We start from the raw sequence: 21,270 nt of genomic DNA on the forward strand, positions 1-21,270 counted from the left end.
ACCTATTCTACCATGACTCTAGCTTATCCAAGGGGGTTACACACCTTAGGTCCGTGAAAATGGCGCCCATACAACACAATCCCGAAGGAAACATCAAAACCTTAAAACCCTATGGGGACTAAACACTTGACATTAATTTCAATTGTTGGCCGTTGTAGCATTTATTTGCGCAGCGGCTTTTTTATTGAATCTTGATACCTTGTACATAATCATTATTTTTTGCCGCTAATAGATAATCTGCTCCGTTTGCTTTAATAGCAATCATTTGTTTAACATCGCCAGGTATAAAAAGGCCACTCTTATGAGCGGGTATTGGTTTAAATTTTCCTGTACCGTCTCCAGTTAAAAAAAGTCCATATCCCGCATCGTTTCTTGGAGTTTCAACTTCCGAAACAAACAGGTTACCCGCAATTATCAAATCTAAATTACCATCTGTATTAAAATCATCAACAATTATAGAAGTAATATTGCTTAATTGGGCTTCTCTTGGTAATTGGTGTACAATAAATGTTCCGTTTTTATTCTCTAGATAAATACTTGCAAAAGAATGTACTTGGTAATGAAGTGATTTTTCCAAATCTGCTTCGGTATAAACATCAATCAAAGATGCTTGAGAAAAACTTTCATAGTCTTTGAATTTCTGTTTTATAGCCGGAATTTGTTGAGAAGAACACTCCCTACCCCTTACTGGATACTGTTCCCCATCATTATAATAACTAAGAACAATATCGTTTTGTTCATTTTTATCAAAATCGTTAACATAGATATCAAAGGTTTCCTCCTTGTTTGCCTTGTATTTGTAATTAAGCCCATTATTTCCAAGAACGTAATCCATATCACCATCATTATCAAAGTCGCCCTGTGCAATGCTCCACCACCATCCAGCTGTTTCTTTACCTAATCCTAGTTCTTCTGAAACTTCTTTAAAGCTACCCTTGTTATTCTTAAATACCCTAACTGGCATCCATTCTCCAACAACGATTATATCTTGCCAACCATCGTTATCATAATCGGTTACAACTGCACTGGTAGCCATACCCATATTATCAAATTCTTTTGGCTGTTTGCTAAGATCCGTCTCAAATTTAATTTCGTTTTTAGACGATTTGTTCATTAGAATATAGGAAGAAGCCGGCGAAGGATAATTGCCTGGTGTTTGTCTTCCCAAGACCAGAATATCTAACTTATTATCTTTATTAAAGTCCGCTATATAGGCTTGTGAACCACTAATACTAGGGCTGTTTAACAAAGTTGTATCGGCTTTCACAAAAGTTCCTTTCCTATTTATATATAACCTATCTGCCAATAATGGGTCTTCTTTTTTGAATTCATAACCACCACTAACCACATATAAATCATTATCCCCATCTTGGTCTGCATCAAAAATTATGGCAGCAACATCTTCTGATTGGGCATCTTGCTCTAATGCCGGTATGGGCAAACTCTCAAATCCTGATTTATTCTGAATATACACCGCTCCGGTTTTTCCGGCCGCACCGCCTACAAAGTAATCTTCTAATCCGTCTCCATTTAAATCTCCCTTGGCCAAAGCTGGGCCAAAAGCAGACATTTTATGCGGTAATAGTACTTGTTGATTAAAATCGTCATAATAATTCTCTTCGTGCTTATGCTCAGGAAAAGTTTGTTGGTCTGTTGTAAACTGATATTCTTGATATGGCGACTGTACGTTTTCAAAAATTGCATCAGTCTCGTTTAGCTGTAATCGTTGATTGGCTTTAATGTTAGACAAAACCTGAGAGGCGCCGGAAGGCCACATTACCTTAAGGTTTTTAATTGTTAATTGGTTTGCCAGACCAAAATGTATAATTGGAGATACCGAAGATTGAAACCCTCTTGTTAATGTTAGTTCTTGCATTTGGATACCCGCCTCTGTTTCTATCTGAACCCTTGCCCCAATACCCTGATGATTTTTACCCTTACCAATTAATTTTATTTGAAAATAATTATTAGTTTTTGCACTGTTATTTTGAAATAGACTAACCTTATCGTCTATATTATTGGTCAAAATCTCTAAATCACCATCATTATCTAAATCTACATAAACCACTCCATTACTAAACCCTTCATAAGAAATACCCCACTCTTTATTAGCAATTTCATAACTCAAATTTCCTTGATTTTTAAACATAAAATTGTCTATTTTTTCTGAAGGAATAGCCTTACTCAAAGCTAACAAGGTGTCTTTCTTCAACTGCATTTTCTTAATCTTTTTAAAGAAATCATTATTATTTACCTCTCTTCTAGTGCCATTGCTCACGAACAAATCCTTTAAACCATCATTATCAAAATCGGCAAACAACGGACCCCAACTCCAATCTGTAGAAGAAGTACCTGTTAACCTAGAAACATTTGAGAATTTAGGCACCCCATTTTCATAAATTCCAGAATTTAACTGAAAACAATTGTGCATGTACTGGTAATGAAACCCGGCATTAACAACATCCCAAAAGAGCGGAATATTCATACTGGCCATGTTGGCTTTTTTTCTGCGGTTATTGTTCGCATCCATATCCACTTGAAAAATATCTAGATGACCATCATTGTTTGCATCCGCAATATCTACTCCCATACCATAGAATGCAGTATGCCCTGTTGCATCTGCCACGGCTTCTTTAAAAGTACCGTCTCCCTTATTCAAGTATAAAAAATCTGGTGCGTTAAAATCATTTGAGACATAAATATCTGGCCAAGAGTCATTATTTACATCTGCAATGGTAGCACTTAAAGACAAACCAAAATCCAATAAGCCAGCTTCTTTGGTAATCTTTGTAAAGCTATCACCATCATTTCTATACAATTGATTAGATTCCAAATCTTTAGGGTTATTCATTTTATACCTATAAAAATAGGTTGGGGCGTCAAATCTGGTCATAGGATAATTGGCCACGTACAAGTCCAGGTCTCCATCTTTATCATAATCAAAAAAGGTTGCCTGTACACTTTGGCCTAAATCTGCAATACCTAATTGTTGTGCTACCTCCTTAAAAGTGCCATCGCCATTATTTAAAAAGAACTGATTGGCTTTATTGCCGTCTTTTCCAGAAACCGAACAATAAATATCCATAAAACCATCTGCATTTACATCTGCCATGGTAACCCCGGTGTACCACCTATCATCTCCGCCCACACCCGCCTTTGCGGTTATATCTTCAAATTGTAAATTCCCCTTATTCAAATACAATTTGTTCTGGACCATGTTACCCGTAAAATAAATATCTTCCAGCCCATCGTTATTAACATCGCCTACCGCAATACCGCCTCCCATGTATAAATAAGAATATGTAAAATAATTTATGGTATCATTTTCGGTCAAAATATTCGCAAAATCTAATCCAGAAACAGTACTAGGAACAGCTTCAAATATCTTTTCCTGTTCAGTAGACTTTGTAGAATTGTCTACACATCCTATTAGGATAAATACAAAAAGTATGAAAAAGTAAGAAATAAGTAGTCTGTCTTTTTTAGCCTCAATATACATTGGTCGTAGTTTTAAAAGGTGGTTATGCTAGTATTTAAAGATAAAAAAGCAGCATGTAAACACGCTGCTTTTAATCAAAAACTAACTGAAACTATATTAACGAAGATTAATATCCTGGGTTCTGATCTACCTCTGACAAGGCTGCATTTGCATTAATTTCTGCTGCTGGAATTGGTAATAACTCATGTTTACCGGCTTGAAAATTAGATCCGGCCAATTCTGTTGCGGCATTACCCCATCTAATTATATCATTAAATCTAACTTGTTCCCCGGCCAGCTCTACTTTTCTTTCGTGCACAATAGCATTAAACACTTGAGCAGAAGATAATGTTGTAGGTAATGGGGCCAAACCAGTGCTAGGTCTAGTTCTTACCTCGTTTATATACTCTACCGCAAGCGCAGGATTGCTTTCATATACACATTCTGCCATCATTAAAAGTACATCTGCGTAACGTAAATACTTAAAATTAATGCCAGATGCCGCATCTTCTGAAGCTTCTGCATGGTAATTCTGATATTTTTTCCAAGCCGCACGGTAGATCGTACCACTAGCGTCTGCCAAATCTGATTCTTGAATGGTGCCACAACAATAGTCATCACCTGCCATATAAAAATTATCTTTTAACCTACCATCTCCTGCCTCGTATTCGTCTAACAAATCATCAGAAACGTGAACGTTGTACCAATTTAAAACACCATATTCCTGACCCCTAAAAGTAATTTCATTTAAACCGGTTCCGGTCTCACCCCATGCAGAACCACCAATTTCATCATCATATACCACTTCGAAAATGGATTCTGGACCAAATTCACCTTCCTCAGTGAAATTATTAAAGTACTCGTCCTCTAACTGAAACTGGCCGTATATTTTTTGGAACTCTACCAATGCAGCAGTTTTGTTGTTTCTAAATAAATATACTTTACCCAACATGGCTATAGCAGCTTCTCTTGTAGCTCTACCGGTGTCTTCAACGGATTTAGAACGTAAACTAGTAGTTGCATCCGTTAAATCTGAGATAATTAAATTGTATACCTCATCTACTGAAGAACGCGGTTGACCCTCAGAGGATAAACCATCGTTAATAGGTACGCCGCCAAAACGAGTAACCAATAAAAAGTAGTATAACGCTCGCATAAATTTGGCTTCGCCCACAAATTTTGCTTTCATTTCAGGAGAAAGCTCAGAATCGTTCAACGCCAATACTTTATCTTCATTATTAATTAGAAGATTACAGTTATTTATACCTCGGTAACAAGCTTTCCAATATTCGCCTATTGGACCATGATTAGCATTAAATGCAAACTGCAAATACTCTACTTTATCTGCTTCTAATTGTTGATTTCTACCATTTTCCTGACTCATGTTGTCCATCATAAAAAACATGTGCCTGGTATACAAACCCCTATTTTGCAAATGAGCATAAGTGCCTGTTGCAGCAGACTCTACTTGGGCTGCGGTCTTAAAAAATGTATCTGGTGATAACTCATTAGGATTGGTTTTAAACAAAGCGTCTTCTTTACAGGAAACCAGTGTAACCAATGCGGTTGCTATTAAAATTATACTATATTTTTTCATTGCTATTTTTATTTAAAATGTTACTTGTAAACCAACTAACACAGATTTTGGTTGTGGATAATTACCACGATCAACACCAAATTCAGAATTGGTACTTTTTGCATTACCAATTTCAGGATCTAAACCAGAATAATCCGTTACCGTAAGTAGGTTTTGACCACTTGCATATATTCTTAACTTGGAAAAGTAAGAAGACAAGGCACTTGTCTGCGGAAAGGTATACCCAACTGTTAGGTTTTTTAACCTAGCAAAAGAACCATCTTCTATAAAACGGTCTGATGATGCCGTGTTTATACCATTATTACCATCAAATGCACGTGGAATGGTATTGGAAGGGTTGGTAGGGGTCCAACGATCTAATACAGCAACACCAGCATTAAAAGTTCTTGGCATACCTTGTAAATCATAAATGTTGGTATTGTAAATTTCATTACCGGTTACTCCATTTATAAATACGTTGAAATCCCAATTTTTATAATTTGCATCAAGATTTAAACCAAATATTAATTCTGGTGTGGGGTTACCAATGGCAACAATGTCTTCGTTATTTATTTGTCCGTCTCCATTTTGATCTACAAATCGGATATCTCCTGGCTGTATTGCCGTTTGATCTGTTCCTAAAACGGCCTCTACCTCTGCTTGTGTTTGATAAATGCCATCTGTCTGATAACCATAGAAAGAATAAATTGGATCACCAACTCTTAAACCGTTAATAAACTGTGCCTCAAAAGTACTACCGGGTATAATATCCTCTCCCGTTCCTGTTTTTAAAACTTCGTTTTTGGTTGTAGATAAATTTAAATTAGCAGACCAAGTAAAATCTCCTTCAAAATCATTGTAACCCAAACTTACTTCAAAACCTTTGCTCTCTACATCCCCAATGTTGGTTGGTACCGTAGAACTTAAACTTCCAAAAGAGCCGGGTAATTGCAAATCTATTAACAGGCCGTTACTCGTATTTTTAAAATATTCAATTGCAGCCGTAAACTTGTTTTGGAAAAAACCTAAATCCATACCAATGTTCAGCATTTCTCTTTCTTCCCAAGCCACATTTGGATTTGGTGTACTAGATGGTGCCGTACCGCCTAAGGCATTACCATTTACTACGTAGTTAAAGTTATTAGTTAAGGTTGTACTGTATCTATAGTTAGAAATTTCATCAAAACCACTAATACCCCAACTAGCTCTTAACTTTAAGGTATTTATGTTTGATTGTGACATAAAGTCCTCTTCTGCAAGATTCCAACCGGCAGAGGCCGCTGGAAACCACCCCCATTTAGTAGAAGGTCCAAAACGAGAAGAACCGTCTCTTCTAATAGACCCAGAAAGCAAATATTTGTTCTTGTAGTTGTAATTTAACCTACCTAAATAACCAATTTTATCTACCTCATCCGTTAATGAAGATATTTCGGATTGCTCGTTGGTTAATTGCTCTAATTCATCAGATACTGAGTTTTGACTTGTTGTATTTACTTGATTGTAAATTGCTTCGTTCTTTTCTATCAAGGCCAGAACATCAAAGTTATGGTCATCGCCTAAGGTAAAATTGTAGTTTAAACTATTGGTAAACAAAAATCTTCTAAAGGTGTTAGCGTTTTTGGTGATTCTTGCAAAAACCTGTGCGTGCGTAGACTGGCCATTACTATCATCATCATAGGAAGGTACAAATTCATCGTAATTGTTATAGTTATATTCCAAACCAAACTGAGACCTAAATTTCAAACCTTTAAGTAATTCGTATTCCCCAAAAACACTTCCAAATACTTGGGTTCTTTTAGACAACCTGTTACCATGTTCTTGAACCCTTACAGGGTTTTCCGCATCTTGCCCGTCTAGGGCCGATGTAGGACCTTGATAGCCACCATTATTATTTTCATTATATATAGGTAAATATGGAGCCATTTTTATGGCATGTTCCAAAAGTGATCTAGAACCTGCATTATCTGCTCCCAGTTCTGGACTTTGATCACTAAACGTTACGGCCAAAGTTTGCCCTACCTTAAAGTTATCTGTAACATCAAAATTACTATTAACACGAATGTTGTACCTATTGTAACCTGTTTCTATAACAGCCCCTTGTTGTTTTAGCATACCTAGAGACGTTCTAAAATTGCTTTTTTCGTTACCCCCTGCCATACTTAAATCATAATTCTGTAGAAAACCGGTTTGAAATATGGCATCTTGCCAATCTGTATTAAGTCCAGAGCTACTCAATGGGCTTGTAGGCACCGTGCCAAAAGCCTCGTCTATAAACTGTAGATATTGCTCTGTGTTAAGCAGATCAAACCTATTGGTAATAAATTGTACCCCGGTGTAGGTATTAAATGTTACTTCTGAGCGTCCTGCCCTACCTTGTTTGGTGGTTACCACAATAACACCGTTGGCTGCCTGCGAGCCATAAGCTGCTGCCGTAGCAGCATCTTTAAGTACGTTTATACTTTCAATATCATTGGGATTAATAGCCCCTAATCCGGTTGAGATTACACCATCTATAACATACAAAGGGCTACCACCGTTAGGTGATCCCACACCACGTATACGAACTACGGGGGCCGTACCAGGCCCTCCACTATTGGTTACTGTTATACCCGCTGCCCGTCCTTGCAATGCTTGGTCTGCAGTGGCTACTGGTAGTGCCGAAATCTCATCTGCATCTACACTAGCAATGGCACCGGTTACAGCAGCTCTTGATTGGCTACCATACGCCACAACAACAACCTCATCTAAAGCTTCAAGGTTTTCTTCTAACGTTACGTTGACCGTGGTTCTACCATTTAAGGCCGTTTCTTGGGTATTGTAACCAATATAACGAAATACCAATGTGGCATTTGCTGGCACGTTTTCTAGGACATAGTTACCATCAAAGTCTGTTGCAGCACCATTATTGGTACCTTTTACTATTACACTTACTCCTGGTAAAGGACCGGAAGAGTCTGACACGTTACCTGTAACCTGCACCTCTTGGGCATAAATTGCAATGCTAAAAACACCCATACAAATAGTAAGCAACAGGGTTTTTAACCTTGCGAATTTCTCGTAATTGAGTTTGAGAATCATTCTGTTTAGTTTAAAGTTAATTTCTTCTAGTTTGTTAATGATTTATCCTGTTTTACGTAATACGATTACGGATTCATAAAAATTAAACCCATTAAAAAATCATATTATCAATAAATGAACAGGAAGATTGAAACAAATCTATATGCTAGCTTTTTCTATAAATAAAAATCCTGTAGCATCCTATGTAATATTTGATGCATCAAGGGTGTATTGCCTTTAAAATTAACTGCTGGCGAAGGGTACTGGCAGCTATAGACCTTGCATAAATGCTTAAAATGTAAACAAAAAAAGCACCCTGTTTGAGGGTGCTTTTTATTCAATTTTGATGGTTTGGATTAGAAGTCTATTCCAAAGCCTACTTGTATTAGGTTATTTTCTTTAGAATTAAAATAGCCTAAATTAAAACTAAACGCTTTAAGGGTACTAACCCAGATACCACCGCCTTGGCTAATGTGCCAAATAGAAGAGTCTTTATTTTTTGCCCATACCCTACCGTAATCAAAACCACCAAATAAACCTATGGTTACCGGAGTTATGGCCGTATTGTATTGTTTTAAACGGAGTTTTAAATCTGTAGACTGATAGAAATAGGAATTACCACTAAAACGTTCGTCCCTAAAACCACGTAGACCGTTGTTACCACCTAAAGAAGGTGCATGGTAAAAATAATAGTCGTTATCTCCAATATTCGTATTAAACTCTGCTTCACTAGCTAATACTAAATTGCCAGAGGATATTAGTTTATGTGCAAAAGAAGTGGTGAACTTAAAGTAGCCAAACTTATTATCGCTATTATCTATATTGTATTTGTAACCTGCCGTTAACCCAAATAAAATTGCCTTGGTAGGAAAATCATCTGCGTTATCCCTGTCATATTGTGCAGAGACCTCCGCACCTACATAGTTTTGGGCATCAAAAATAGCTTGATCAAAATTGTTAGGATTAAAGAAACGGTTAGGATTATCTGCCACTTCAAATGATTCGAACAAGGCATTAAAACGTAAATCGTAATACGCCAAACCTGCCCTAGCTTTTATTTGTCTTATCCTGGCCCTATAATAGTCCCTATCTAGTGCAGCTTCATTATTTACGGTCTCGTTACCAATTCCAAAAAAGTTCTTAGCATATTTATCACTGGTGTAATACCCTTCTATCTCAAAATTCCATTTGGGAAAAATATTGGCAAAAGTGCCCTTATAATTCAATTCCACCGCGCTGAAACCAAAATAGTAATTACCTAAGAATTGGTGCTTTTGCTTAAAATCGTCCGCGTTTAAGCCTTTTTTGATATATGTATCCCCTAAACCTAGAAAAAAACCATCATCTGTTCTAAATCCAATTTTTGGTGCTACTATATTCAAATTAGGACTAAAATAACGCCAGTGGTACGAATTTGTGGTGTACATATCACTGATTTGGGTAGCTGGCTTTTTACCTTTGAAATCGCTATCCTCATGTTCCCAATCATATACCTTTAACCTAGAACGATTGGTAACATCATAAAGGTCCTCACCATAACCACCTACAATCCTTACCTTAATCTTTTTGGTACCGTCGCCAGTAACACTAAATTTATCATCGTCTCCTAAACCATAAACCCAAATCTCTTTGGTTTCCTTATGATTAAACGTCCTATTGTAGATAACCTCATTCGGTTTGTCTGAAAAAAGACGTTTTACCTTTACACTGGTTTCTCCATTTGTAAGCCTTTCTATCTCAAATAAATCATCTTTCTCTGTTCCTGTTACCGCAACAATTTTATCAAGATATGACGCATATGCAACCGCCTTTTCTTCTAATTGGTCCAATCTAGCTAACAAGTTACTTTTAATCTCTTCAAGCGTATCATCTTGCACCGCATCTGGCAGATTATTAAATGCGTTATCTATATCTGCTTTGGAAATATTTTCTACAATTGCTCTTGCTTCTTCTCTCCAAACCTCTTTTCCATATCCGTTTAATAAGGCCCTATCCAATTTGTTTCCGCCAATATTAAGCCATTTAACGTCTCCTATCTTATCATCAAAAGATTGAAACCTTCTACTGTTGGGCGCAAATAGTTTGATTAAATTGAGTGCAAATCCATCAAATTTAGGAAAAGCATTGTCCCTATCTCTTGGTACGGGCATTAATTCAACGCTACCGTCTTCTTTCTCATATTCTACCCATCGCCATTGGTCTTGGTGCCTATCCCAATCGCCAATTAGCATATCAAATATTCTTGCTCTGATGTAATTTTTTTGATCAATAGTATAATCCTCATCACTCTTAATAAGCTCCAACATATCTGTTGTGCTTTCAAAATCCTTTACTTTTCCTGCAACGTCTATGGTTCTTCTATAACCTTTATAGTTTAGTTGCTCATCAGAAGGTCTTCGCTCTATAAAATATAGGCCATTTCCAAAGGTATCATTGTGTTGTGCCAACGCCTTTTGTTTGGGTACATAATATAGATAAGTATCGGAATGGTTTACCCCTACTTTTCTAGCTAATGGATTAACCGCTAACTGCATATAGGGGTGGGCTGTGGTAAAAAAGTCCGAAATTATTTCTTCTGGAAATGTATCTACAAAATCACTTTCATTGTAAGAAATGCCAGGCAATTGTGATTTTAAATATTTTAACGCACTTTTCTGGAGAGAACGCATATTGTATTGCCTACCTTTTGCATCTTCTAATCTAAGCGTAAAAGATTGGTGCCCGCCACCTTCTTTTATCACCTTTAAACCACCAGATAGCGTGTCTAAATCTACAACAGGTGCTTTTACTTCTTTACCAAAATAGGAACGGTATCTTTCTCCCCATAAAAACGTATGAAATCCAGATTTGTGAATAGCTTTTGGATCTGAAAGTACCTTTGCCATTTTTTGCTTTTCTGCTATTGTAGGATAGGTTTTGGTACTATCATACACAGAAAATGGTGGTAACACCTCAAATGTTGGGGAGTCTGTCTCTTCTTTTATAAACGTTACCGAAGAACTGCCGTCTTCAAAGAACTCTAGTTTAGCAAATCCCCTTTCACCCGCAGTATATAAACCATTGTAGTTTAAGCTTCCACCAATAGCCGTAATTCTATCGTTGTTCAATTTTGTAGCCGCCTTGGCACCTAAAGAACCACTTATAATCTGATTTATTTTGTCGCTCTTAAGGTACTGCAGACTTTCTTCATGACCAGAAATTATAGTAACCCTTTCTGCATTATTGGCTAGGGCAGTTATCAAAATTCGTAAGTAATTATACCGTCTGCTGTTTAAATGTTCTGGATTAAATGCTCCTAAATCCATTACAGCCTCTTTTAAGGTGCCGTAAACCGGTATTGGCGTTAGGTGGTCCGTTAATTTGGTATTGCCTGCGTATTCCCCGTTACTAAAAACAGGGTGATGCATTAGCACCACTATATTCTTTCCCTGAGCATCATTTAAGTATCCCTCGAACTCCTCCATAAAGCGTCTGCGGGTAACAATATTTGGGCATTTTTTGTTAATGTCCAGCTCTCTAGACCAGTTACCAACAAACCATTTGGAATCTACTATTAATAAATCTAGCTTATCATTGACTACTTTATATTCTAGGGGGCATGCGTTATTTGGATAGTAATTGATATCCTCTAAATCTAGGTCTTTTATAATATTTTCGTAATCCTCAACCTTATTCGTATCATGGCTTTTCCATTCGTTATTCCCAGGAATAAACAACGTTTGACCTTTAAAATCTTGAACAATCTCTAAATGCTTTTGCAAAAGGGCTTCATCTTTTTGCCATTGCTCCGATTCTTTGGACACATTGTCTCCCGTAAAAACCATAAAGCTATTTTTTGGAGCTTTTTTTAGTTCGTTTTTTAATTTATCAATAAGGTTATTGCTTGTATCCTCTTGGTTGCCCAAGCCACCTGCTATATAAAAGGTTTGGGCTACTTGCTTAGCATTGTTCTGTCTTGTTACGGCTTGCTCATTTATTTGCTCGTTATAGGTTGCGCACCCAGCTAGAAATAGTAAACTGGATATTGCAAATAAGGTTATAAATTTTATTGTGAAGGATTTTATCATTTAAATGTGTTTGATTAAAAATAAATTGAAGTTTAAAAAACACTAGAAAAGAATACCACTAACGGCAACACCAATAATTAACAAGACAAGTACAGCAAGCGTAAAGTAGAAACCAAGTTTAGTTTTACTGTTTTTCTGAAAGATGTAATGTCTTGTTTTTTCTTCTTCTTCTTTTACAAATTGTGTTTTTTCTTCTCCTTGTTTCATTTTTTTAAAATTTCTAATAATTGCAGCTGCAAGGTATTTTAAAGGTTTTGTTAACAGTGCTTGTAAACAATTTAACATTAACGCAATCCAAAAAATGAATCACGGCAAGGATTAACGGGAATGCATTAAACTACCTTATAAAGTAGAGTTAGTTTTGGGTTGAATCTAAAAATCAAATATTATGAGCGATAGCAGCAACACAATTTTAGGAATATTAGCAGGAACAGCAATAGGGGCTACATTAGGCATCTTATTTGCTCCAGACAAGGGGTCTTCTACCAGAAGAAAATTAGTGGAAGAATCTAATAGTGTGGTAGACAGCGTAACGCAAAACGCTAATCAACTAACACATCAAATCGCAAATAGTTTCACTTCCCACAAAAGAGATTTAAAAAACGAAGTTGATGCGTTGGTAACAGATGCTAGTTATAAGGCAGATGACGTAATTAATACGCTAGAGGCTAAATTAAAAGAGTTGAAGGCAAAAAATAGAAAATTACAAACATCATAAATTGGGGCCTATGGACAAGAAGTTAGGTACCATTACCTCAGAATCAATAGATAACTCCCAAGAATTAATTGAAAATTCTTGGGAGTATTATAAGTTAAAACTGTTCTACCACACCTCCGAAATAAGTATTTCTTTTATTAAGTACTTTTTTGTGGGCATGTTAAGTCTACTAGCCCTTTTATTTTTATCTGTAAGTATGGCCTTGTTTATTGGTCAAGGATTAGACAATAGTGCGCTTGGTTATTTAATAGTAGGAGGCTTTTATGTACTATTAGGATTAGTTGCCTTACCACTAAAAAAATGGTTAGAGAAAACAATTATTAAGAAACTTTCCAAAACCATATTACGAGATGAATAATACTAATTATGAGTCCTTAGAGCAAATAAGGCAAGACCTTAAAGTTCTAAGGTTAAAAAAGGAGATAAATTTAGAAATGCTAAAGTCTAGTAGAAAAGACTTTGAAGACCTGATGCAACCGCTAAATTTGGCAAACCGAATTTTAGGCCCGGTTAAGAAAATTTTCATAGCCTATTTACTTAAGAAAGTAGTTAAATAATTATTTGGCTAAGAATTACACCCAATAAGGTATTCTACCACACTACCACCTTTACTATACCCTCTACTAGGGGGCATAGGATGTAGCGCATAACGCTACAAGCTAAATTACCAAGGGCGATTTAGTTTAACTAACCCCAAAAATTAATTACAAAAATGGAACAAAAATTTAAAGATGCACTTGAAGGAATGTGGGACAAGCTAGATGGATGGCTAAACAGTTTTGTTGCCAGCTTACCCAACATAATCCTAGCCATTCTTGTATTTGTAATTACCATAATCCTATCTAGGTACATTAAAAAGTTGGCGTACCGTTTATCTAACCGAACTAAGTTACAAGAGAGCATGAAACAATTGCTTTCACAGATTGTTTCGGTTATTGTAATTCTTGTAGGTCTGTTTTTTGTTCTGGGAATTTTAAATCTTAGTAAGGCCTTAAATACTATTTTGGCAGGTGCCGGTGTAGCAGGTTTAGCAGTAGGTTTGGCTTTGCAAGGAGCCCTAGCAAATACCTACTCAGGAATTATTCTTTCCTATGTAAAACAAATAAAATTTGGAGATTGGATAGAAACCAACGATTACGAAGGCGAAGTTGTAGATATAGACCTTAGGGTAACTACCATAAAGCAAGTAGACAATAACATGGTGTACATACCCAACAAGTTGGTAGTGGAAAATCCTATTAAAAACTACTCTACCACCGCACAATCTAGAGTAATTTTAGAGTGCGGCGTGGCTTACGATTCTGACTTAGAATTTGTTCGAAAATTAGTAAAAGATACTATTGTATCTAATTTTGAGGCCGTAGAAAATAACAATGAAGTTTTATTCTTATATCGAGAATTTGGAGACAGTTCTATAAACTTTGAAACTCGTTTTTGGATCAATAGTACCTCTGCTCTTGAAGTGGCCAAGGCCAAGACGGAAGCCATGATAAAAATAAAGTCGGCCTTTGACCAAAATAATATAAATATCCCATTTCCAATTCGCACATTGGACATACCCAAAACAATTGTAAAAGAGTTTACGCAAGCATAAAGTTAGCTTTGTTTAATGGTCATAGACCATATAGGAAAAAGTCCCTATAAAAGCTAAACAAAGTGCTTTCATATGCAATACAGTTTATTCTTTTTAAGTCATTGTAAGTTGCAGACATTTAGTTACTTGCATAAAAATAATACAAGATGATATACAAACTTTCTAATGTTGCGGAGCTAGAAGAAATAGAATATGAGTTTGGTATACCGTATAAATATCCTAATCTATATGCGCCGCAACCTATAATCAACGGATTTAGAGAAGAAAACCTTTCTATCATAACACTAGACAAAAAACATGAAATACAATATGCAATTTGGGGGTTAATGCCAAATGGTTTTAAGGACGAATGGATAGTTTTTCAAAACCTATCCAATACCTTAAACGTGCCAAAAGATAACCCTAACAACGACTGGGTTGCAGAGTCTTTAGAAAACGATAGATGCCTTATCATCGTAACGGGATTTTATACTTTCCTTTTTGAAGACGGACACATAAAACCGTTTTTAATCACCTTAAAAGATAATAAGCCGTTTTACCTTGCTGGTGTTTATAGCATTCTAGAAGATGGTTTTTTATCCTGCGCCGTGGTAACCACGGGTACCTATAATGAAATATCTAAATTTCATGATATAAGCGATGTTGCCCCCCTAATTATATCCAAAACAGATGGCGAAAAATGGTTATCACCAGATATTAGTGAAGAAAATGCAGAACAGATAGTAAATTCTCTAAAAGAACTGGAATTTAGTGTTAGACCGGTACCTAAAAAACTATTCGAAAAGAACCTAACTCCCGAGCTGGTAGAAATGGACCTATTTCCTTTTTCACTTAATTAAGAAAAACATAATAATTTAACTAAAGGCTTTCATGATTCATACGCATGAAAGCCTTTTTTGTATAAATCAAATCTGTTTAAAGTTTTTTAGTGCTAATGAGTTAACTTAACATTCATAAGCGGTAATTATTGCAATTAGTTAACCCTACATTTGTAATGTACTGATTAAGAGATAGTCAGACATCAACCTTAAAAATTAAAACTATGTTACGTTGGACAGTCACTTTTGTTATATTGGCAATAATAGCCGCAATATTTGGATTTGGTGGAATCGCAGCAGGAGCTGCAAGTATTGCTAAAATTTTATTCTTCATTTTCATCATCTTGTTTATCATCTCTTTGATTACAGGTAGAAAAAGAATCTAGACCAAGAATAAAATAAAAACAGAACAATAAACACTTAAAACAAATTATTATGATCACTATGTTGAAGAAAAAATCGGTCTCTTTGTTAACTCTTTTATTTGTAATGGCAGTATGCTTTACAAGCTGTAGAGAAACAAACGAGGAAAAAGCAGAAGACGCCATAGAAGAAGTAGAAGATGGCTTTGAAGAAGCAGGAGAAGAAGTAGAGGATGCTGCTAAAGATATTGAAGAAGAGTTGGACGGTGATACGGACGACAACTAGATATTAATAAAAATTGCTATGAAAAAACTCTGGTCTAAGACCAGAGTTTTTTGTTTGTAACTTAAATTGATGAAAAGGCGCTATATAAAGAAATTTACCTGGCTATCTTGTTTAAGTCTAGGTTTACTAATACTCTATTTTAATTTGAAAACTCCCTTAAGAACTATTCCAAAAGAGATACAAGAAGAGACTGGCATTGCACTCTCCTATTTTAAGGATTTAAAGGATATACCCATTGAATTTAAATTCAAGAAAAACATTAAGAAATCTGTAATGATGGCCCAGCCCACATTTTCAAGTTTATTTAGACCACGTAGTAAAAGAGCCTATGTGATTTTAATAAGTGAGAAATTTAAAATCAACAATCAAAAATTTAAAACCACAGACGTTCCCAAAGACGTTTTAATAGGTTGGTTAGGCCATGAGTTGGGTCATGTAATGGACTATCAAGAAAAGAACAATTGGCAAATGATTGTGTTTGGAATACGGTATGTATTGTTTAAAGAACATGTAAAATCGGCAGAACGCAGTGCAGATTCTTTGGCGGTAGCCAATGGAATGGCACCCTACATATTAAAAACCAAAGATTTTATATTAAATAATGCAGCAATTGACCAAGTGTATAAAAACAGAATAAAGCAATATTACCTTAGTCCGGAAGAAATAAGGGAATTGGTAAAGGAGTTGGGCAAAGATTAATTACTTAAAATTGTTTTCGGCCAAAAAGTTTTCCCACTCGGCAAACTTTTCCTCTCCCATAACCCGTTCCATCTTAACCTGTCCACCTTTCTTTTTATTGGCCCCACTCCATTCTGCAAATGCTTTTTGTGGCACAAAATGTGTTTTTACACCCTCTAAGGCCTTAGTACGGGCCACCCGGTAATTTTTATTGGCGTCTTTTAAAAACGCATCTAAGCTCTTGGCCGCTTGTTCCGTATTGGGCTTAGCATCGCTGCCCAAATACCAGGTATGGTAGAAACCATCATCGTACCGCTTTGCACACAAGGTAAATTCTGGAATTTTTATACCCAAATCTTCTTCTAAATGCTGCACGGCATCATTCATTTTATTAACCGATAATTGAGAACCTACTGTATTTAAGAAAAACTTGGTTCTACCGGTAATTTTTATCTCTGCCCTAGCAACATCTGTAAATTCTATGGTATCACCAATAATATATCGCCATGCTCCAGAAACGGTAGAAATTATTAGTACGTAGTCCTCCCCTGTTTCAACTTCATCTAATCCCAAACTAGGAGCATCTTGTACCAAAGAACCATCTGTGTTAATGTATTCTGGTTTAAACGGAACAAATTCAAAATAAATACCATTATTGGTAATCAGTTTCATAGCAGTAGTTTCTGGCCTTACTTGGCAGGCAATAAAGCCTTCAGAAGCCAAATAGGTGTCTATAATTTGAATGGGCTTACCCAACAACGCATTAAAACTTTTTTGATAGGGGTCAAATGCAACGCCTCCAGATGTATAAACTTGTAAATTTGGCCATATTTCATGAATGTTGTTTACGCCATGGTATTCAATTACCTTTTCTAACATCAATTCCATCCAAGAGGGTATACCACTCAAAGCACCAATATCCCAATTCTTGGCTTCCTTGGCAATCTGTAGCACGCGCTGGTCCCATTCATCTATCTGGGCAATTTCTTCCCCAGGTTTATAATACCCCTTAAACCAAAAAGGTATATTACTGGCACTAATACCACTAATCTCACCTTCTAAATGACCTCCCCTTTTATTGAGGTCTGTAGAACTACCTAGCATCATAATTTCCTTTTCAAAAAAATCTGCTGGTAAATCAAAATTATGCAGTGCCATTACCTGTGAAATCCCTGCACTTTTAATAGCTTTCACCATTTGGTCCGTAACTGGTATACGCTTACTTTTTTTACCGGTAGTTCCAGAACTCAAGGCAAAATAATCTGGGCTTCCTGGCCAAGTAATATCTGGTTTACCGGCAACTATATCTTCCCACCATTCACTAGCCATTTTATTATAATCATGAAAAGGGATTCTTTCCCTGTACGTTTGGGTTGGAGAATCTGAGGCTAAAATAGACTCAAATCCATAATGTTGTCCAAATAAGGTGTCTTTTGCTGTATCTAACAGCTCATGTAAAACAGCTTTTTGTTCTTCTACCGGGTTGCTTTCTGGTCTTAATTTACCACCAACCTCTATTACACCTTTGATTATATTACCTAAAATTGCCATGCTGGTTTTAACTTAAAAAAGGCAAGGTAGCTACCTTGCCTTATTATTATGAATATGTTTTAAATACTAGGCATTTACTACCTGTCCTTCGTGCTTTCCTTCTTTTAATTCTTCTATTACCTTACTTATAAATTGAGGTAAATCGTCTGGATTTCTACTTGTGGTCAAACCTTCGTCTACTACTACCGGTTCATCTACCCACTCAGCTCCTGCATTAATTACATCATCCTTTATACTTTTGTAAGAAGTTACTTTTCTATTTTCTATTACGCCAGCACTAATTAACAACCATGGTGCGTGGCATATGGCCGCCACTGGTTTGCTTAATTTAAAAAAGTCTTTTATAAATGTTAAGGCATCTTCGTTTGTACGCATGCTGTCCGGATTGGCCACGCCCCCAGGTAATACCAAAGTATGGTAATCTTCTGCCTTAACGTCTTTGATTAGCTTATCTACTTGGATAGATTCGCCCCAATTGTCGCCGTCCCAACTTTTTATTTCGCCTTCGTGATAGGATATGATATCTACGGTTGCGCCTTCTTCCTTAAGGGCATTATAAGGTTCAAAAAGTTCTGATTTTTCAAATCCGTGTGTAACTAAAATTGCTACTTTTTTATTCTCTAAATTCATATAGCTTGTTTTTATTTTTCTCAAAACTAGCAAAGAACTTAGGGTTTGTTTTGTTCTATCAATTTTTAGGTTGACTTAAAAGAAATAGCAAGCTAAAAGCCGTTGGTCAAAATTTAGATGCCTTTATAGCCGTAAGCCCTTACTTTTAAGCATGGGCTTATCTACTTAATTTTTATCCCACCAAAGGTGGCCTATCCGTTATAAAAGGTTGATGGTAATAGCGTCTACCGGTTGCCTTGTACAAAGCGTTGGCCAAGGCGCCCATAATTGGAGGAAAAGGCGGTTCGCCCATTCCAGTTGGGTCTATATCGTTCTTTACAAAATGCGTTTCTATAGCTTTAGGTGCTTCTGCATGGCGAATTAGGCGGTACCTATCAAAATTAGTTTGTTCCGCAGAACCATCCTTAAAAGTTAATCCACTATACATAGCATGCCCAATACCATCTACGGCCCCTCCTTCAGATAGGTTGGCCGCTGCACCGGGGTTTACCACAATGCCACAATCAATTGCCGCCGTAACTTTTTCTACCACCGGCTTATCGCCTTCCATTACAATATCCAATACCTGGGCTACATAACTTTGATGACAGAAATAAGCGGATACCCCACGGTGAATTCCTTCTTGATTTTGACCCCAATTAGTCTTTTCCCGTATCAACTCCAATACCCCTGCATAACGCGAAGCATCATAATCATTGGATTCTGGGTTACCAACAGGATTCTCCTCTGCACGTTTGAGGAGTTCCAATCTAAAATCAATAGGGTCTTTTCCCATCTCCTCTGCCAGTTCATCAAGAAACGATTGTTCTGCTCCTGCAATGAAATTGGAGCGCGGCGCCCTAAAGGCCCCTGTAGTGATGTTGGTATCTACTGTAAAATCTTCTGCCAGATAATTATCAATGGCACCAGCCGGAAAGCGGTTGGCAAACAAAGGACTTTCTGGGATGCCTCCGGCCCTTACGTGAAAACCAATTAGGTTGTTCTCTGCATCCAAGGCCGCCCGATAAGTGGCATAATACGCTGGACGATAAATTCCTTGGGTCATATCATCTTCACGGGTGTACACCAATTTAACCGGCGCTTTCATCCGTTGAGAAATGGCGGCCACTTCTACCATAAAATGTCCGTAAAGCCTACGCCCAAATCCACCTCCTTGACGCGTCATTTGTATATCCACTTTTTCTAAGGGTAGGCCCAAACGTTCTGCCACGGCAGGTTCCATCCATTCCGGGGTCTGGGTAGGTCCCAACAATTCTGCATGGTCTTCCGTTACATGGGCAAAAAAGTTCATTGGTTCCATGGTATTGTGTGCCAAAAAAGGGCAACTATAGCTGCGTTCCACAATTTTGGCCGCATTTTTAAATGCCTTTTCAGGATTACCATCTTTGCGGGCCACTTTAGCATTACGCGCTATCAATTCCTTCAATTTGGACATGTGCCCCTCAGAATTTTCCATTCCAGCAGGGTGTTTCACTTCCATTTGATTACCGAACAGAGACATTTTTTGGGTAACATCAGGAGCGTCTTCCCAATCCACTTCAATAGCTTTTTTTGCCTGAAATACCTGCCATGTAGATTCGCCCACTACCACCAATACTTCATTAAACGCCGTAAAATGGAACGCCATTTTATCAAAATCGTCTTCATATAATTTTAGGGAAAATACCTCCTTAATACCCGGCATTCCCATAGCAGCATCTGCATTAAAAGACTTGAGCCTTTTTCCAAATGCTGGCGGATGCACCAAACCGGCAATCAACATTCCCTCTCGCTGAACATCTAGACCAAACAAAGGTTTTCCGGTCACTATTTTTTTTCCATCTACATTTTTTCGAGTGGTGCCAATTATGGAGAAATCGGTAATCTCCTTGAGTTCCACTTGCTCCGGCACCTCTAATTGGGCTGCAGTGGAGGCCATATCGCCATAACCCGCCGTTTTACCACTAGCCTCATGGGACAAAACACCTGCAATAGCGGTTATCTCACTTGCAGGTACTTGCCATGCCTTTGCGGCAGCCTCTTTTAACATTTGGCGGGCCGTTGCACCTGCCATACGCAAATTTTGCCAAGAGCTACTAATAGACCTACTACCACCGGCTACCTGCCAGCTGTATAAATTGGTGTTTAAAGGTGCTTGTTCTACCACCACGTTTTTCCAATCTATCTCCAGTTCGTCCGCAACGATCATGGGCATAGACGTTCGTACGTTCTGCCCTATTTCGGGATTTGGAGACATGATGGTGACCACGCCATTATCCCCTATCTTTAGATACCCATTAATTTCGAACCACTCTTTGGGCATTTCCAATTCCATGCCAACAGCCTCGGCAACTTTAGGCTTACAGGAATTGAAAAAACTGAATCCTAAAACCAATCCACCCCCGGCCAAACCGGTATTTCTGATAAAGGCCCTACGGCCCAATGTTGATTTTACTAGTGTCATCTTTTCTCGTTT

General features: G+C 37.2%; 16 protein-coding genes. 8 read left to right on the forward strand and 8 right to left on the reverse strand.

Going from position 1 to position 21,270, the window contains the following annotated elements:
• Positions 1-181: 181 nt before the first annotated feature.
• From BUL40_RS10820 to BUL40_RS15760, 5 genes are all read right to left on the reverse strand, one after another.
• On the reverse strand, positions 182-3,499 hold the full coding sequence (locus BUL40_RS10820; RefSeq protein ID WP_080319284.1) for a VCBS repeat-containing protein: 3,318 nt from the start codon (positions 3,497-3,499) through the stop codon (positions 182-184).
• Between the two features lie 106 nt (positions 3,500-3,605).
• Positions 3,606-5,075 (reverse strand): RagB/SusD family nutrient uptake outer membrane protein, encoded by a 1,470-nt coding sequence (locus BUL40_RS10825; protein WP_080319285.1) that lies wholly within the window; start codon positions 5,073-5,075, stop codon positions 3,606-3,608.
• Between the two features lie 12 nt (positions 5,076-5,087).
• Positions 5,088-8,132: a SusC/RagA family TonB-linked outer membrane protein gene (locus BUL40_RS10830; RefSeq protein ID WP_244901863.1), complete on the reverse strand. Its 3,045-nt coding sequence runs from the start codon at positions 8,130-8,132 to the stop codon at positions 5,088-5,090.
• Positions 8,133-8,467: 335 nt separating this feature from the next.
• The gene (locus tag BUL40_RS10835; protein WP_080319287.1) at positions 8,468-12,178 is read right to left on the reverse strand and encodes a ShlB/FhaC/HecB family hemolysin secretion/activation protein; all 3,711 of its coding nucleotides are present in this window, start codon (positions 12,176-12,178) and stop codon (positions 8,468-8,470) included.
• Positions 12,179-12,220: 42 nt separating this feature from the next.
• Positions 12,221-12,385 carry a hypothetical protein gene (locus BUL40_RS15760; RefSeq protein ID WP_157832814.1) on the reverse strand — a complete coding sequence of 55 codons (165 nt, stop codon included), beginning with the start codon at positions 12,383-12,385 and terminating at the stop codon, positions 12,221-12,223.
• A 181-nt stretch (positions 12,386-12,566) separates the two neighbouring features.
• Between BUL40_RS15760 and BUL40_RS10845 the strand changes: the two genes are divergently transcribed.
• The 8 genes from BUL40_RS10845 (at position 12,567) to BUL40_RS10880 (ending at position 16,655) form a co-directional block, all read left to right on the forward strand.
• Positions 12,567-12,896, forward strand: a complete 330-nt coding sequence (locus BUL40_RS10845; protein WP_080319288.1) for a YtxH domain-containing protein — start codon at positions 12,567-12,569, stop codon at positions 12,894-12,896.
• Positions 12,897-12,906: 10 nt separating this feature from the next.
• A complete protein-coding gene (locus tag BUL40_RS10850; protein WP_141239658.1) occupies positions 12,907-13,254 on the forward strand; it encodes a hypothetical protein in 348 nt (115 codons plus the stop codon).
• A complete protein-coding gene (locus BUL40_RS10855) occupies positions 13,247-13,453 on the forward strand; it encodes a DUF6327 family protein (RefSeq protein ID WP_010520194.1) in 207 nt (68 codons plus the stop codon). Before BUL40_RS10850 ends, BUL40_RS10855 begins: the two co-directional genes overlap by 8 nt.
• A gap of 155 nt (positions 13,454-13,608) precedes the next feature.
• Positions 13,609-14,490, forward strand: coding sequence for a mechanosensitive ion channel family protein (locus BUL40_RS10860; protein WP_010520193.1), 882 nt, complete (start codon positions 13,609-13,611; stop codon positions 14,488-14,490).
• 146 nt (positions 14,491-14,636) lie between these two features.
• The gene (locus BUL40_RS10865; RefSeq protein ID WP_080319290.1) at positions 14,637-15,329 is read left to right on the forward strand and encodes an SOS response-associated peptidase; all 693 of its coding nucleotides are present in this window, start codon (positions 14,637-14,639) and stop codon (positions 15,327-15,329) included.
• Between the two features lie 203 nt (positions 15,330-15,532).
• Positions 15,533-15,694, forward strand: a complete 162-nt coding sequence (locus tag BUL40_RS10870; RefSeq protein WP_080319291.1) for a DUF1328 family protein — start codon at positions 15,533-15,535, stop codon at positions 15,692-15,694.
• 49 nt (positions 15,695-15,743) lie between these two features.
• Positions 15,744-15,956, forward strand: a complete 213-nt coding sequence (locus BUL40_RS10875) for a hypothetical protein (protein ID WP_010520191.1) — start codon at positions 15,744-15,746, stop codon at positions 15,954-15,956.
• Between the two features lie 69 nt (positions 15,957-16,025).
• Positions 16,026-16,655 (forward strand): hypothetical protein, encoded by a 630-nt coding sequence (locus tag BUL40_RS10880; RefSeq protein WP_080319292.1) that lies wholly within the window; start codon positions 16,026-16,028, stop codon positions 16,653-16,655.
• On the opposite strand, the gene BUL40_RS10885 is transcribed toward BUL40_RS10880, so the two are convergent.
• From BUL40_RS10885 to BUL40_RS10895, 3 genes are all read right to left on the reverse strand, one after another.
• Entirely contained in the window at positions 16,656-18,185 is a 1,530-nt protein-coding gene (locus BUL40_RS10885; RefSeq protein ID WP_080319293.1) for a GH3 family domain-containing protein, read from the reverse strand.
• Between the two features lie 66 nt (positions 18,186-18,251).
• Positions 18,252-18,815, reverse strand: coding sequence for a type 1 glutamine amidotransferase domain-containing protein (locus tag BUL40_RS10890; RefSeq protein WP_080319294.1), 564 nt, complete (start codon positions 18,813-18,815; stop codon positions 18,252-18,254).
• A gap of 172 nt (positions 18,816-18,987) precedes the next feature.
• On the reverse strand, positions 18,988-21,258 hold the full coding sequence (locus tag BUL40_RS10895) for a xanthine dehydrogenase family protein molybdopterin-binding subunit (RefSeq protein WP_080319295.1): 2,271 nt from the start codon (positions 21,256-21,258) through the stop codon (positions 18,988-18,990).
• Between the last annotated feature and the right edge of the window lie 12 nt (positions 21,259-21,270).

It is taken from the genome of Croceivirga radicis (assembly GCF_002072105.2).
GTDB classification, from domain to species: domain Bacteria; phylum Bacteroidota; class Bacteroidia; order Flavobacteriales; family Flavobacteriaceae; genus Croceivirga; species Croceivirga radicis.